Source organism: Mycolicibacterium sphagni (genome assembly GCF_002250655.1).
Classification (GTDB): domain Bacteria; phylum Actinomycetota; class Actinomycetes; order Mycobacteriales; family Mycobacteriaceae; genus Mycobacterium; species Mycobacterium sphagni.
The window spans coordinates 60,422-73,885 of record NZ_NOZR01000002.1; the positions used below are offsets into that span (position 1 = coordinate 60,422).

The 13,464-nt window shown below is 64.3% G+C and carries 14 protein-coding genes; 2 read left to right on the forward strand and 12 right to left on the reverse strand.

Annotated elements, in window-relative coordinates; all coding sequences use genetic code 11:
- Positions 1–56 precede the first annotated feature (56 nt).
- Complete coding sequence (locus tag CG716_RS02315; RefSeq protein ID WP_094476082.1) at positions 57–1,964, forward strand: cytochrome c oxidase assembly protein; 1,908 nt, start codon at positions 57–59, stop codon at positions 1,962–1,964.
- Between the two features lie 5 nt (positions 1,965–1,969).
- Here the strand turns inward: CG716_RS02315 and CG716_RS02320 are convergent, their stop codons facing one another.
- The 12 genes from CG716_RS02320 to CG716_RS02375 form a co-directional block, all read right to left on the reverse strand.
- Entirely contained in the window at positions 1,970–2,815 is an 846-nt protein-coding gene (locus CG716_RS02320; RefSeq protein ID WP_094476084.1) for a TauD/TfdA dioxygenase family protein, read from the reverse strand.
- A gap of 10 nt (positions 2,816–2,825) precedes the next feature.
- Complete coding sequence (locus CG716_RS02325; protein WP_094476086.1) at positions 2,826–3,149, reverse strand: hypothetical protein; 324 nt, start codon at positions 3,147–3,149, stop codon at positions 2,826–2,828.
- Between the two features lie 14 nt (positions 3,150–3,163).
- Positions 3,164–4,429, reverse strand: coding sequence for an aromatic ring-hydroxylating oxygenase subunit alpha (locus tag CG716_RS02330; RefSeq protein ID WP_094476088.1), 1,266 nt, complete (start codon positions 4,427–4,429; stop codon positions 3,164–3,166).
- Between the two features lie 56 nt (positions 4,430–4,485).
- Positions 4,486–5,253 carry an SDR family NAD(P)-dependent oxidoreductase gene (locus tag CG716_RS02335; protein WP_207760554.1) on the reverse strand — a complete coding sequence of 256 codons (768 nt, stop codon included), beginning with the start codon at positions 5,251–5,253 and terminating at the stop codon, positions 4,486–4,488.
- Positions 5,246–6,268 carry a ferredoxin--NADP reductase gene (locus tag CG716_RS02340; protein WP_094476092.1) on the reverse strand — a complete coding sequence of 341 codons (1,023 nt, stop codon included), beginning with the start codon at positions 6,266–6,268 and terminating at the stop codon, positions 5,246–5,248. Before CG716_RS02340 ends, CG716_RS02335 begins: the two co-directional genes overlap by 8 nt.
- 56 nt (positions 6,269–6,324) lie before the next feature.
- On the reverse strand, positions 6,325–7,521 hold the full coding sequence (locus CG716_RS02345; protein WP_165774002.1) for an FAD-dependent monooxygenase: 1,197 nt from the start codon (positions 7,519–7,521) through the stop codon (positions 6,325–6,327).
- Positions 7,518–8,198: an O-methyltransferase gene (locus CG716_RS02350; RefSeq protein WP_094476096.1), complete on the reverse strand. Its 681-nt coding sequence runs from the start codon at positions 8,196–8,198 to the stop codon at positions 7,518–7,520. Before CG716_RS02350 ends, CG716_RS02345 begins: the two co-directional genes overlap by 4 nt.
- A 162-nt stretch (positions 8,199–8,360) precedes the next feature.
- Positions 8,361–9,008 carry a TetR/AcrR family transcriptional regulator gene (locus tag CG716_RS02355; protein WP_094476098.1) on the reverse strand — a complete coding sequence of 216 codons (648 nt, stop codon included), beginning with the start codon at positions 9,006–9,008 and terminating at the stop codon, positions 8,361–8,363.
- Between the two features lie 26 nt (positions 9,009–9,034).
- Positions 9,035–9,493 carry a MarR family winged helix-turn-helix transcriptional regulator gene (locus CG716_RS02360; protein WP_094476100.1) on the reverse strand — a complete coding sequence of 153 codons (459 nt, stop codon included), beginning with the start codon at positions 9,491–9,493 and terminating at the stop codon, positions 9,035–9,037.
- Positions 9,490–10,746, reverse strand: coding sequence for a metal-dependent hydrolase family protein (locus CG716_RS02365; protein ID WP_094476102.1), 1,257 nt, complete (start codon positions 10,744–10,746; stop codon positions 9,490–9,492). Before CG716_RS02365 ends, CG716_RS02360 begins: the two co-directional genes overlap by 4 nt.
- A complete protein-coding gene (locus tag CG716_RS02370) occupies positions 10,743–11,078 on the reverse strand; it encodes a hypothetical protein (RefSeq protein ID WP_207760555.1) in 336 nt (111 codons plus the stop codon). The genes CG716_RS02365 and CG716_RS02370 overlap by 4 nt, the downstream gene beginning before the upstream one ends.
- Entirely contained in the window at positions 11,075–12,340 is a 1,266-nt protein-coding gene (locus CG716_RS02375; protein WP_094476106.1) for an aromatic ring-hydroxylating oxygenase subunit alpha, read from the reverse strand. The genes CG716_RS02370 and CG716_RS02375 overlap by 4 nt, the downstream gene beginning before the upstream one ends.
- Before the next feature lie 283 nt (positions 12,341–12,623).
- Between CG716_RS02375 and CG716_RS02380 the strand changes: the two genes are divergently transcribed.
- Positions 12,624–13,442 carry a TetR/AcrR family transcriptional regulator gene (locus CG716_RS02380; protein ID WP_234817680.1) on the forward strand — a complete coding sequence of 273 codons (819 nt, stop codon included), beginning with the start codon at positions 12,624–12,626 and terminating at the stop codon, positions 13,440–13,442.
- Positions 13,443–13,464: the final 22 nt, after the last annotated feature.

Here is a 13,464-nt window from a genome sequence, read left to right on the forward strand (position 1 = left end):
CAGAAAGTTCCCACCGAGGCGACCCGACTACGACGGCCAGTCGTAGACTTTCCACGATGGAGTCGACCCAGGCTGATGCCCGGCCGACGGGTCGATGGATCCTCGGCGGTTATCTGGCCATGGTCGCCGCCCTGGTCGTCTACGCCGTGACCTCCGGCGAGCGCCGCTTCACGGCGATCGGTGCCTCCTATCCGGGGACCGCGACCAGCGTCGCTGAGGTGGTGGGTTACTTCACCGCCACCCTGGCCGCCGCGATCTGCCTCGGGTCTCTGGTCTTCGTCGTGATCACCGCCGAGCCCGACGAACGCGGGGTGCTCGATGCGGCATCGTTCCGAGTGCATCTGCTGGCCGAACGCCTGGCACCGTTGTGGCTGGTGAGTGCGCTGGCGATGGTGGTGATCCAGTCCGCCGACGCCACCGGCCTGTCGGTCACCCGGTTGGTCAGCGGCGGTGGCCTCGGAACTGCGCTCGGCGCATCGGAGATGGCGCGCGGCTGGATCGTCGCCGCGGCGGTGGCCGCAATGGTGACGGTTGCGTTGCGGCTGACAGTGCGCTGGGTGTGGCACGCCGCGCTGGTGATACCCACCTTCGTCGGAGTGATCGCGCTGCCCGTCAGCGGCAATGCCGGCCAGGGTCCCGACCACGACTACGCGACAAGTGCGGTGATCGTGTTCGCGCTCGCGCTGGCGGTGCTGGCCGGCGTCAAGGTCAGCGCCGCGATCGCCCCGCCGAAAGCCGAACTGCGCCGGCGGGTTCTGGTGATCGAGGTCGTCGCCGGTGCCGTGGCGCTGGCGTATGGCGCGCTGCTGTTGTTCCTGTTGGCAACACCGGCTCATCTCATCGGATCGGACTATGGCCGGCTGGGAGCGCTGGCCGGAGCGGCACTGCTGGGCAGCCTGCTCATCAGGCGCGCGTCGGTGGCTGCGCAGGCCGCCGTGCTGGCGGTGGCGGCGATCTCGGCCATGGCGATTCAGACTGCGCCGCGCCTGCTCACCCATCAGTTCACCGCGTGGGATGTGTTCCTGGGCTATCAGCTGCCCGATCCCCCGAATGTGCTTCGCCTCCTTACCGTCTGGCGCTTCGACGTCCTCCTCGGGGTGGCGGCCCTGCTACTGGCGGGCGCCTATGTAGTAGGTGTCATCCGGCTGCGGCGACGGGGTGACAGCTGGCCGCCGGGGCGGTTGGTGGCGTGGCTGTTCGGTTGTGCGGCATTGCTGCTCGCCACCAGTTCGGGTGTGCGTGCCTACGGGTCGGCGATGTTCAGCGTGCACATGTCCGAGCACATGGCGCTGAATATGTTCATCCCGGTGTTCCTGGTCCTCGGTGCGCCGATCACCCTGGCGTTACGGGCCCAGCCTGTCGCGGGCGCGGGGCACCCACCCGGGCCGCGGGAATGGCTGGTGTGGTTGGTGCATTCGCCGATCTCACGGTTCCTGTCCCATCCCGCAACGGCTTTCGTGCTGTTCGTCGGCTCGCTGTACGCGGTGTACTTCACCCCGCTGTTCGACACCCTGGTGCGCTATCACTGGGGTCACGAGCTCATGAGCCTGCACTTCATGATCACCGGATACCTGTTCTTCTGGGGCATCATCGGTATCGACCCCGGCCCGAAGCGACTGCCTTTCATCGGCCGGCTCGGTATGTTGTTCGCGGTCATGCCATTCCATGCGTTCTTCGGCATAGCGACGATGACGATGACGTCGGTCATCGGGGGCACCTTCTATCGCTACGTCGACCTGCCGTGGCTGGCGAGCCTCAACGACGACCAGCATCTGGGCGGTGCGATCGCGTGGGGCTCCAGCGAGCTGCCGATCATCGTCGTCGTGGTGGCCCTGGTGGTCCAGTGGGCCCGACAAGACCGGCGGACCGCGGTGCGCAGCGATCGGCATGCCGACGCGCACTATGACGACGACCTCGACGCCTACAACGCGATGCTGAGCGAGCTCGCCAAGAACCGGCGCTGATCAGCTCACTCGATGGGTTCGTCACCCAATATCGTTGTACGCAACATCAATCGGCCCGAGTCGTCGGCGTACTGGCCCGCTCGGTGCAGGACCCCACGGTTGTCCCAGATGACAGTGTCCCCCACCGACCAGGTGTGGCTGTACACATTGCCGGGCTGCGTTGAAGCCTCGAGCAAGTCGCCGAGGACGGCTCGGCCCCGGTCGACGTCCATGCCGACGATGTGGTCGGCAGATGCGCCGAGCACCAACGACTTTCGGCCGCTGCGGTGGGTCCACACCAGCGGGTTCTCGTGAGTCGGGCGGGCACGCCAGCGGGCCAGGTCCTCCGGCGACGGGTCGGGAGTGGTCCGGCGCTGCGAGGCCTCCAGGGAGTGCACGACCCGCATCGAACCGAGCCAGTCCTTGTCGTCGTCGCTCAACATGTCGTACGCCTTATAGGCGCTGGCGAAGTCAGTCTCCCCGCCCTCGGCTGCCACCTGTTTGGCCGACAGCAGCGTGGCCTTCTGCGGGCACTCGTCATGTAGCGGCGTACACCCGTCGATATGCCAGATGAACGCTGCCCGTAGGTAATTGGCGCTAGCGTTCTTCGACTTGTCCATGGTGATCGGATAGATGCCGGACACCGGGTGGTGACCGTCGGACGACCGGTCCACCTCACCGAGGCGGCTGCAGAACGCGACCTGCGCCTCCGGTTCCAGGTTCAGGCCGGGGAACACCAGAACTCCGTTGTCCTCCAGCGCTTCCAAGATGACACCGGCCAGCGAATCGTCGGCGCCGAGTTCGTCGGATTTCAATCCGGTGACCTCAGCGCCCACTGTTGAGGTGAGTTTGGTGATGGTCAACGTGCTCATGGCTGGCTTCCTAGGGTCGGGGTTCGCCGATGCGGACCATGATGGCATCGCACGCGTCGACGGGCCGGGGCTGGTGCATGATTTCGACCGCCATCGCCACGATGACCAGTGAATAGATCAGGTGCAGCAGGTTGGTGGCATCCTCGGGCAACTCGTCCAGCGAGAACTTGTCGCAGTAGTCGATGGCCTCTTCCAGCCGGGGGAAGAACGCGTTGTAGAACGCTTCCATCTCGGCCATGCTGCTGGTCACCCGCCGGTCCCACCGCTGCGTCTCAGTAGGCAGACACCACACGTCGGCGAACGGCTCGAGATCAGCAAAAGCACTGGGCAACATAGCGTCTGACACCGCTACACCCCCGCCGTTGCGGTGTCACGCTGGTAGTCCTCGACCCAGTCGACGACAGACTTATGCAGATGGCGAACCAGGATTTCCTGGTCGTTGAGCGGAAACTCATCGATGACACCGGTTTCCAACGCAGCCTGAGTGCCGCCCAACATGCCGGCATCCTGCAAGGCGAACTCCTTGAGGACTACCGAGGCCACCTCGTGCTCAATGCGTTCCCGCACATTTCGCGCGGGCGAGAAGTAGGTGAACGCCTCGAATCGGTGGGTGTTGTGGGAGGTTGGCCAGTAGCGGTAGAGCAGATACCAGCCGCCGTAGATCAGGATCTCGATATTGGGGAAGATCTGGAAGTTACTGATGCCCCACGGCTCGATACCGCCTGGATTCAGGCCGGCTGGCAGCTCGCCGAGATCCGGTGTGCGCCAGGGCCCGACGAGCCCACTCTGGGTGGCGAGTTCGATCGGATACATGTACTCCGGGGGAAGCAGCCACCGCCGGGTACCCGCAGTGGACACCACGCGGTGCGGCCCGTCAATCTGGAAGTGCGCGCAGGTGAAGCCGGCATTGGGAACGCGCACCTCCGGCGGCACCTGCTGGGGGTGCAAGGACGGCACGTGGTAGTACTCTTGGAAGGCATCGGCGAAGATCTTCCAGTTGCTGTTGTTGTCGGCCACCCACTCGTAGCGCTCGGTGAGCTTGTCGAACGGATAGCCGTCCATCCCGGTCACCATGGGGCCGAGGAACTCTCGCAACGTCTGGCGGGGCTCGCGGTCGAGGTTGATGAAGATGAACCCATTCCACACATCGCAGTGCACCGGGCTCAGGCCGTAGTCCGCGTTGTCCAGGTCGAAGAACTCCCCCTGCTGCTGCACAAACGTCAGCGCGCCGTCCAGCCCGTAGCGCCAGCCGTGGTACTTACAGGTGAACTGCCGGCAGCTCCCCTTGACCTCTTCTTTGGGATAGTCGTTCCACATTAGCTTGTTCCCGCGATGGCGGCAGATGTTGTGGAAGGCCCGGATGCTCTCGCCCCTACCCTTGACCACGATCACCGACGCAAGGGCGATTTCGATCTCTTTGGTGAAGTAACTGCCGACGCGCGGAACATCCTCCACCCGGCCGACATTGAGCCAGGCCCGTTTGAAGATGGCCTCGCCTTCGAGTTTGTAGAACTCTGGCGACGTGGAGTCCTTGAAGGAGATCGGACCGGTGCCCAGGTCGGGGTAGTGCTCGGTCCAGCTACCCTCCGGCGGCTTGGGCCAGGTGACTGCCATGGGAACCTCCTACTGGTGTCGGACTAGGGCTGACAAGGTCTGCGCGGCCACGATGTTCACATCACTGAGCCGCCGTTGACACCGATGGTCTGACCGGTGATGAATCCGGCCTCATCTGAGCTCAAGAATCCGACCATCGCGGCGATATCGTCGCCGGTGCCCATATGCCCAATCGGAATGTTGGCGACCATCTGCTCGGTCGGCGGCAGTATTCCGGCGGCCTGCTGTTGATGCTGCATCGGCGTCTCGATCCCCGACGGTGGGATGTTGTTGACGGTGATGCCGCGCGCGGCGTACTCACGGGCCAAGGACCGGGTCAGGCTCAGCACCGCGCCCTTGGACGCGGCGTAATGCGCCATTTCCGGCGAACCCCGCTGGGCACTCGACGACGAGATCATGATGATGCGCCCCCAGCCGGCGGTGAGCATGTCGGGCACCGCGAGCTGGCAGGCGTGGAACGTCCCCGTCAGGTTGACCGCGACAACCCGATCCCACGCTTCGACGCTGAGGTCCAGGAATGGCGAGAAGCCGAACAGCCCTGCGCTGGTGACCAGGATCGTCGTCGGCCCCAGCTCGGAGCGCACTTTTGCGAACGCGTCTTCCATCGCGGGTCGGTCGGTGACGTCAGCGCCGACGCCGATCGCGGCCACTCCCTGCGCGCGCAGGTCTTCGGCAACGCGTTGCGCCGCAGTCTCGTTGAGGTCCAGGACGGCGACCTGGTTGCCGCGGCGACCCAGCTCGTGGCACGTCGCTTCGCCCATGCCGGAACCTCCGCCGGTGACCACCGCTACTCGACTCACACCGACCACTCCCCTGTTACTCATAGATGACCCGCACCGTCGTGGTGGTGGGCATGGCCTGGCAGGTCAGCACCCAGCCGTCGTCGACCTCGTCGTCGGTGAGCGCGTTGTTGTTCAGCATCCGCGCGGCGCCCTCGGTCACCTGGGCGATACACGTTCCGCACGAACCGGTTTCGCACGACGACGGCGCCTTCAGGCCCGCCAGCCGCGCGGTCTGCAGCAGCGTGTTGCCGGACCGATACCGCGCCGTGGTGGAGCGCCGATCCAGTTCGATGATCACCTCTTTGGTGACGTCGGTTTCGCCGGGCGCGGCCTGCGGTGTGGCGGTGACGAACCGCTCCAGGTGCACACGATCCGTGGGCACCGCCATCTCGCACAGCCTCGCCTCGACCGCGTCCATGAAAAGGGTTGGACCGCAGACGAAGTATTCGGCATCACCTACACGTGCGAGGAAATCCGCCAGCACGCCGGCGGTGACCACGCCGCGCACGGTATCCACATGGTGGTGTACCGCGATCCGGTTCCCATACTCCTCGAGGAGGTCGCGCAACGGCTCATCGAAGATCACCGAGTCCGCGCTGCGGTTGGCATAGAAGAGCTGAACCCCGCGCTGCGTCGTAGCCAGTGCCGTACGAATCAGAGAGAACACCGGTGTGATGCCGCTGCCGCCGGCGAAGGCCACGATGTCGCGATCGGAGGAGTCCAACACGAATCGCCCCTGAGGCGCTTCGGCGTGGATCTCGGCGCCGGCTACCAGGGTGTCGTTGATCCAGTTGGAGACCACCCCGCCCGGGTCACGTTTGACGGTGATTCGCAGCGGCTCAGCCAGCGCCGGCGACGACGACATCGAATAGCACCGGCGGTGCTCCACGCCCCCGACCGTCACCCGCAGTGTCAGGTACTGACCCGCGACATAACGGAACCGGTCTCGGTGATCGGAAGGCACGTCGAGGACCAACGAGACACAGTCGGCGGTCTCGGACTTCACGTCGGAAATCCGCAGCCGTACACATTCGTCGCCGCTGACTGTCGTTGCCATTGCGGGCCACAATATCAAGTACTTGTTATTATCATCAAGCACTTCGCGGACAAGGCCTAGAAGTAGTCCGCCAAAACGAACTCGTCCGCCACTTCTGTCCCGCGCCGGTCTGCGATCAGCTTCGCGATCCGTTGCGTGGCGCCGAGCGCGATCCCTCGGATCAGGAGGTGCGCCAGCGCCACCTCCAGTCGGGTCTTGACGTGAATGAATCGGATCAATGCCGGGGTCAATTGGTTCTGCGCGGCTTCGGCGTAGGGACGTACCAGCCTCTCGTAGGCGACGAACGCTTCGGCGTGATCACGATGCCGCGAGAGCTCACCGGCGAGGACGTATGCGCCGACGAGGGCCAAAGCGGTACCCGATCCGGTGAACGGCGTCGGGCAGTAGGCGGCGTCACCCACGAGCACAACCCGACCCTTCGACCACCGCGAGACGTGGACCTGGCTCATCGGCCCGAAGTAGAAGTCCTCGACGGCGTCCAACTCCGAGCTCACCCGATCGGCGATCGTTCCCCGTCCGTCAAGGGCCCGCCGGAGTAGGTCTTTCGGGGCGGCAGCATCGCCGGGCGTGCCATCCTCGTGTGCGAGAAACGTGAGGAGAACCGTCGTCTCCGTGTCGTTGCCCGGCCTCAATGTGAGGAATGTGCCGCCAAGGCCGTTGACGGTGAGAGCCCAATGGTCATCTTCGGGGCGTCGCGGAATGTTGAAGAACGACATATGGGCACCGAGATAGCGAAAGCGCACCTCCTGCGCCATCACCATCTGTCGGGTTGAGGAGCCCATACCCTCAGCACATACCACGAACTCGAAATCCTCGACCGTACGGTCGCCGAAAGTCACCGACACGCAGTGACTTTTCTCTTCGAGATACGCGACCACAGTATCGAATCGGTACTCACACTGGTCCTGCGTGAGGTCGTACAGGATTCGAGCGAAATCACCGCGGAGTATCTCGAAATCGTTTGTGAGGGAACCGAATGCCTGCTTCGGAAGGGTCGCCACTACGTGACCAGCCGCGTCGAGGTACTTCTGGCCCTGCTCCTGCGTGTCCTTGGCGATGACGGCGTCGACGAGCCCCATCTTCTCGATGACTCGTTGCCCGGCCCCTTTGATGTCGACGTTCTGACCACCGTCCCTCAGGCCCGGCGCCTTCTCGGCCACCACGACGGTATAGCCGTACTTGTTCAACCAATACGCGCATGCAGGCCCTGCGACACCGCCGCCGCAGATCAAGACCTTCTTGTCGGGGTTCACGACCCAACACGCAGCGAAAGTTCGACGTCCGAGCCGCACGGCGCCGTCAGATAGCCTCGCGCAGGGTCGCGCATGTGGGACAAGAACTCTGGGTTGAAATCAGCATTGTCCGCCACGACCAAGCCGCCCACCCGCAGACGGGGTTCGATGAGGGCGAGGATGTCGAGATACAACGGCTTGGCGCCGTCGAGCAACAGCAAGTCCACCTCGTCCGGGATGCCGGCGCTGAGAGTCTCGAGTGCGTCGCCTTCGCGGAAGTCGACCAGCTCAGCCAGACCGGCCTCCTCGAGATTCGCTTGCGCGCGCGCCACTTTGGACGGCTCGAATTCGCTGGTGATCAGCCGGCCCCCGCCGTTGTCGCGCAGGCCCGCTGCCAAGCAGATGGTCGAAAGACCGAACGAAGTACCGAATTCCACGACCGTAGTTGCGCGGGTACTACGCACGAGCATGTAGAGCAAGCGGCCAGTCTCTCGCGACACCGACAACGGGATGTCCTTCAAGAGAAGGTAGAGCTCGGTGTAGTCCGTCTTGCTTCGGACCATCGCGTGCTGTTGCTCCTGCGACATGTCTTTCCAGCGCTGCGGGATGGAGGGATGATTGGCAGGCGAGGCGCTTTCGTCGATGGCAAACAAGCGATCAAGCAGTGCAGCAACGGGATTGGAGGCGAGGGTGTTCATCGTGGTACTCCCTAGAACGTGATGTACCGCAAGAATACGATCATTTCGTCGCATTTGGTATTCGCATTCCAGCCCGGCGATCGGCACACCGGCAGGCATGGACTCACCTGGGATTTCGGGGCGTCCGACGGCGTGAGCGTCGGCGGGCCTGTCAGCGGTTCGTCAGGTTTTCTCGGGCGTCCTATGGGCCAGTTCGGTGATGTAGGCGCAGAACATGTCCGCCATCGCCTCGGCGTAGGCGGTGATCTCCGCGGGCGTGCGGGGGCGTTCGGAGAACTCTTTTCCCACTGTCGTGAGTGTTGTCCCGATCAGGTCGCCGGCGAGCGTACGAGTTCGCTTACCCGCGTTGGGCAGCAACTCGTGCATGAACGACTGAAAGACCGCGTCACCCGATGCTTGCGCCTCTTGCGCTTCGGGCGCGTCGCGATAGAGGGGCGCCGCATCACTGAGCGCCACCCGCATGGGGGCCTCTTCGCACTCCGAGCGGATGAAGGCATGAACCAGGGCGCGGAGCCGTTCGATTGGCGTCTTGCGGGCGTCTTCGATGATGGTGTGCAGTATCTCCGTCGTCTGCTGCCACTCGTCGCTTTGCAACCTGAACAGGATCGCCGCTTTGTTCGGGAAGTATTGATACAGCGACCCGACGCTGACGCCGGCTCTCTCCGCGACTCGCGCCGTCGTAAAGCGCTGGGCCCCCTCGTTAGTCAAGACCTGGGTGGCCGCTTCGAGGATCGTTGCAACGAGTTCGGCCGAACGGGCCTGTTTGGGCTGCTTTCGAGAAGAGATCTGCGGTGCTCGGCGCTCGGTCATGGCGTGCGAGAACTCCCCACAACCGGTCAGTCGGCGTCGGGATGCAGAGTGAACGAGACCTCGCCGTGCCCCTGCACGACAATGCGAACCAGCAACTCGGCCAACGTCTTACGTTCTTCGGGATTCAGCACCGAGAACAGTTCATCGTGGGCGGCGACGGCGTCGGCATTAGCCGCTGTGACGATGCGACGGCCCTTCTCGGTGAGGTAGGCGCGTTGGATGCGGCCATGCTCGGGATCGGGTTTGCGTTCGATGAGGCCGTTGCGCTCCAGGGTGGCCAACGCCAACTGGGCACCCTGCGGGCTGATCAGCAGCCGGCGGCCCAGTTCGGCCCCGGACAATCCCGGCTCGTCGGCGAGCTGACGCAGCAGGCCGATTTGGGCACTGGTGACGCCGTGCTTGCTGATCGCCTCGTTGACGGTGTGCCCCGAGTAGTGGAAGGCCTGCTTGAGCAGCCAGAGGAGGTTCTCTTGCCCATTCTTCATTGCGCTGCCGGCTGCTTGTAAATCTCGCCGTTCTTCATGACGAATCGCACGTCCAATGTCGTAGTGATGTCGGCGGAGGGATCTCCGGGTACCGCGATGATATCGGCCAGATAGCCCGGTGCGAGGCGGCCGAGTTCGTCGTCGGCGTCGATCAGCTCGGCGCTGGTGATCGTCGCCGCGCGCAGCGCCTGGATCGGGGTCATGCCCCGATTCACCAGTGCGCAGATCTCCTTGGCCTGCTGGCCGTGCGGTATGGCCGGGGCGTCGCTGCCGCACGCGATCCGCACACCTGCGGCGATCGCCTTGGGCAGCATCGCTTTCGCCCGCGGAAACACCTCTTCGGCCTTGCGGCGCAGTTCCGGGGCGATGCGGTCGATCGCCATTGCCTCGGTCAAATACGTGGTGGACACCAGGAACGTGCCGTGATCGACCATCATCTGAATGGTCTCGTCGGAGGCCAGGAAGCCGTGTTCGATGCAGTCGATGCCCGCGCGAATACACGCCTGGATCGCGCTGTCCCCCACCGCGTGTGCGGCGACGCGAAGACCGGCCCGGTGGGCCTCGTCGGCGATCGCCTCGAATTCGGCATCGGAGAACTGCTGCGACCCCGGCGAGGTGCTGTGCGACATCACGCCGCCGGAGGCCGACACCTTGATCAGCTTTGCGCCGTGGCGGATCTGATACCGCACGCAGGCTTGCACATCCGGCACCCCGTTGGCGATACCCTCGGCAACGCTCAGCGGCATGATGCCCGGAGCCAGTCGCTGGAAGACCGTCGGATCCAGATGCCCGCCATAGGGAGTCACCGCGTGGCCGGCCGGATAGATCCGCGGACCGATGTGCCAGCCCTGGTCGATCGCGCGTTGCAGCGCGACGTCGAGAAGGTAGCCGCCCGTCTTGACCATCAGGCCGAGGTTGCGCACAGTGGTGAACCCGGCTTCCAGCGTTGTTCGCGCATTCACCGCCCCCCGCAGCGTCCGGTACGCCGGATCGTCCTGCACACCGTGCATCGGGCTGGGCAGTCCGTCGGGGCCGCCGGGACCGCCGATGAGCAGGTTGAGCTCCATGTCCATCAGCCCGGGCAGCAATGTCACGTCGCCGAGGTCGATGACGGTGGCGGAATCCGGTAAAGGTTCAGTCGGATTCACCGCCGAGATGCGATGGCCGGCGACCACGACGACCGCCGGGGACCGCACCTGCCCGGCCCCGATGTCGGCCCATCGGGCGGCACGCAGAACCAGCGGCCCGCTCATGGGACCGGTTCGATGACGCAATCGAGGCTGGTAGAACCGGTATCGGGCACCTTCGGTTGCTTCCAGCACTCCGCTGGGAAGGACACGATGATCATCGAGTACAGCAGGTGCATCAGGTTCAGCACGTCCTCGGGCAGATCGTCGAGAGAGAACTTGTCGCAGAACGCGATTGCCTCTTCGGCGCGCGGGGTGATGGCGTCGTAGAACGCCTGCATGTCGGCCATCGTGCTGCCCAGCCGCTTGGCATAGCGCTGCGACTCAGTGGGCAGGCACCAGTCCGTGAACTGTTCGAGCTCGGCGAATTCCTCAGGCAGCATGGGCATCGGCCTCACACCCCCGCCTTCTTGCGCTGGTAATCGGAGACCCAGTCGGCGGTCTCCCTGTGCAGGTGCCGCAACAGCACCTCCTGGTCATTGAGCGGGAACCTGTCGACATACCCCGACTCGACCATCATCTGAGTGGCCTCCAGGGTGTTGGCATCCTGCAGGCCGTACTCCTTGAACGAGGCGGCGGCCAACTCCTGCGCGATGCGGTCCCGCGGACTGCGCGGCTCCGGGAAGTACGCCGAGCCCTCGAAGATGTGGGTGTTGTGCGACGTCGGCCAATAGTGGTAGGTCAGGTACCAGCCCTGCCCCCAGATCAGAATGACGAAGTTGGGGAACAGCTGGAATGAGTCAAGACCCCACGGATCACACTTGGCGGGATTCAGCCCCGCTGGCATCTCGCCGAGATCGGGTCCATCCCATGGCCCGAAAAGCCCACTGCGGCAGATATCTTCGATCGGCTTGCGCATCTCCGAATCCATCTCCCACACCCGCACCCCGGAGGTGCTCACCAGCCGGTGCGGCCCGTCGATGCGGTAGTGCGGGGCTTCGAAGCCAGCCTCGGCCGCGGCCTGCGAATACTTGGCCGGCGACTGGTTCGCATGCAGAACCGGTGCGTGGTAGAACTCCTGGAACGCGTCCAAGTACAGCTTCCAGTTCGCCTTGACCTCGGAGCGGTAGGAGAAGCGTGAGGTCAGCCGGCCGAACGGATAGCCCTCCAGGCCGGTGATCATCGGACCCAGGAATTCCCGCAGCGGCTGTTCGGGTTCCGCGGCGAAGTTGACGAAGATGAACCCTTCCCAGACGTCGCAGTGCACCGGCACCAAGCCGTACCGGTCCTTGTCGAGGTCGAAGAATTCCTCTTCCTGCTGCACGAACGTGAGGTTGCCGTCCAGGTCATAGCGCCAGGCGTGGTACTTGCAGACGAATTGGCGGCAGGTGCCCGAGCTTTCCGCGCGCGGATCATCGTCCCAGACCAGCTTGTTGCCCCGGTGCCGGCAGATGTTGTGGAAGGCGTTCACCTTCCCGTCCCGGTTGCGCACCACGATGATCGAGGTGTTGACGACCTTGAGTTCCTTGGTGAAGTAGTTACCGGTGCGCGGAATCTGCTCCACCCGGCCCACATTGAGCCAGGCCCGCTTGAAGACGGCCGCACGTTCGACTTCGTAGAACTCGGGGCTTATCGAGTCCTCGTAGGACACCGGCGCGGTGCCCAGCTGGGGGTAGTGCTCGGTCCAACTGCCTTCGGCCGGCTTGGGGAAGCGAGGCAACGTTCACTCCTTCGACAGGGTTCACGATCGACGGTAGGACTGCCTCCGCAGAATAACAAGTAGTTGATATTGCGGATTCGGTATCGGCGAAGCGCCGTTGAGACCGCCGCGGATGGGACGTGGGGGCCGCCGCGGCGATCGTGGTGTCCAGACCATGATTTAATTCATATATTCCGTATATAATTCACTGATGAAGGCATCGGGGGCCATTCCGAAACGGCCACAACCAGACAACGGGCGAACACGCGCGCGGCCAACCCCACATCGCGAACGAGTGGTTCGCTTGCTGCAGACTGTCGGCCCCCTGGCCAGGGCCGATCTCGCCGACCGGCTTGGCCTCGCCCGCTCTTCGATCACCACCATCGTGGCCGAGCTGATCGCCGACGGAACGCTCGTCGAGTTGGAGTCGCGCATCGAGGATCCGGGTTACCGCGGCCGTCCGCGCACGCTTTTGTCCGTCAGCCCGCAGGCTGCCACAGGGAAACGCAAGCCCAATGCAGAGGAACGCCGACGGGAACTCTGCGACGCCGCCATCGACGTCCTCGCCGAAGAGGGTGCGCGAGGCTTGACGCACCGCAAGGTCGAACAGAGAGCGGAGCTACCCGACGGCACGACATCGTCGTACTTTCCGACCCGCTCAGCATTGTTGCGCGCCATATCCGAGCGCGTTGCCGAGCTCGACCGCGCCGAGTTCATCTCGGTTGCCACGGACGCCGCTGATACCGACCCGCCGGTGTCCACTCTGTCTCTGCTGGCCGAGATGGCGATGCGCTCCGCTAGCGGCCCGGCCCTCAACCGGTCACGAGCACGATACGAGCTGTCGCTTCACGCCTCGCGCGACCCAGAGGTCATGGGCGCATTCACCGACGCCATCGGCCAGTTCATCGCGCTGAGCGAGGAAGCCGTCAGACTTGCCCAACCTGGCGCGGCGCTCGACCGACAGTTAATCGAGGAACAGGCCTACGCGGTCACCACCTTCATCAACGGCGTCATGCTGCGCCTGGCGCTCGGGGAACGCACGGTCGACAGCGCCGCACACCTCGGCGAGCTCCTGCACGCCCTGGTCGCGGGGATTGCAGTCATACGGGAGCGCGCAACCTGACTCCGTCCGGCCTTCTACGTCC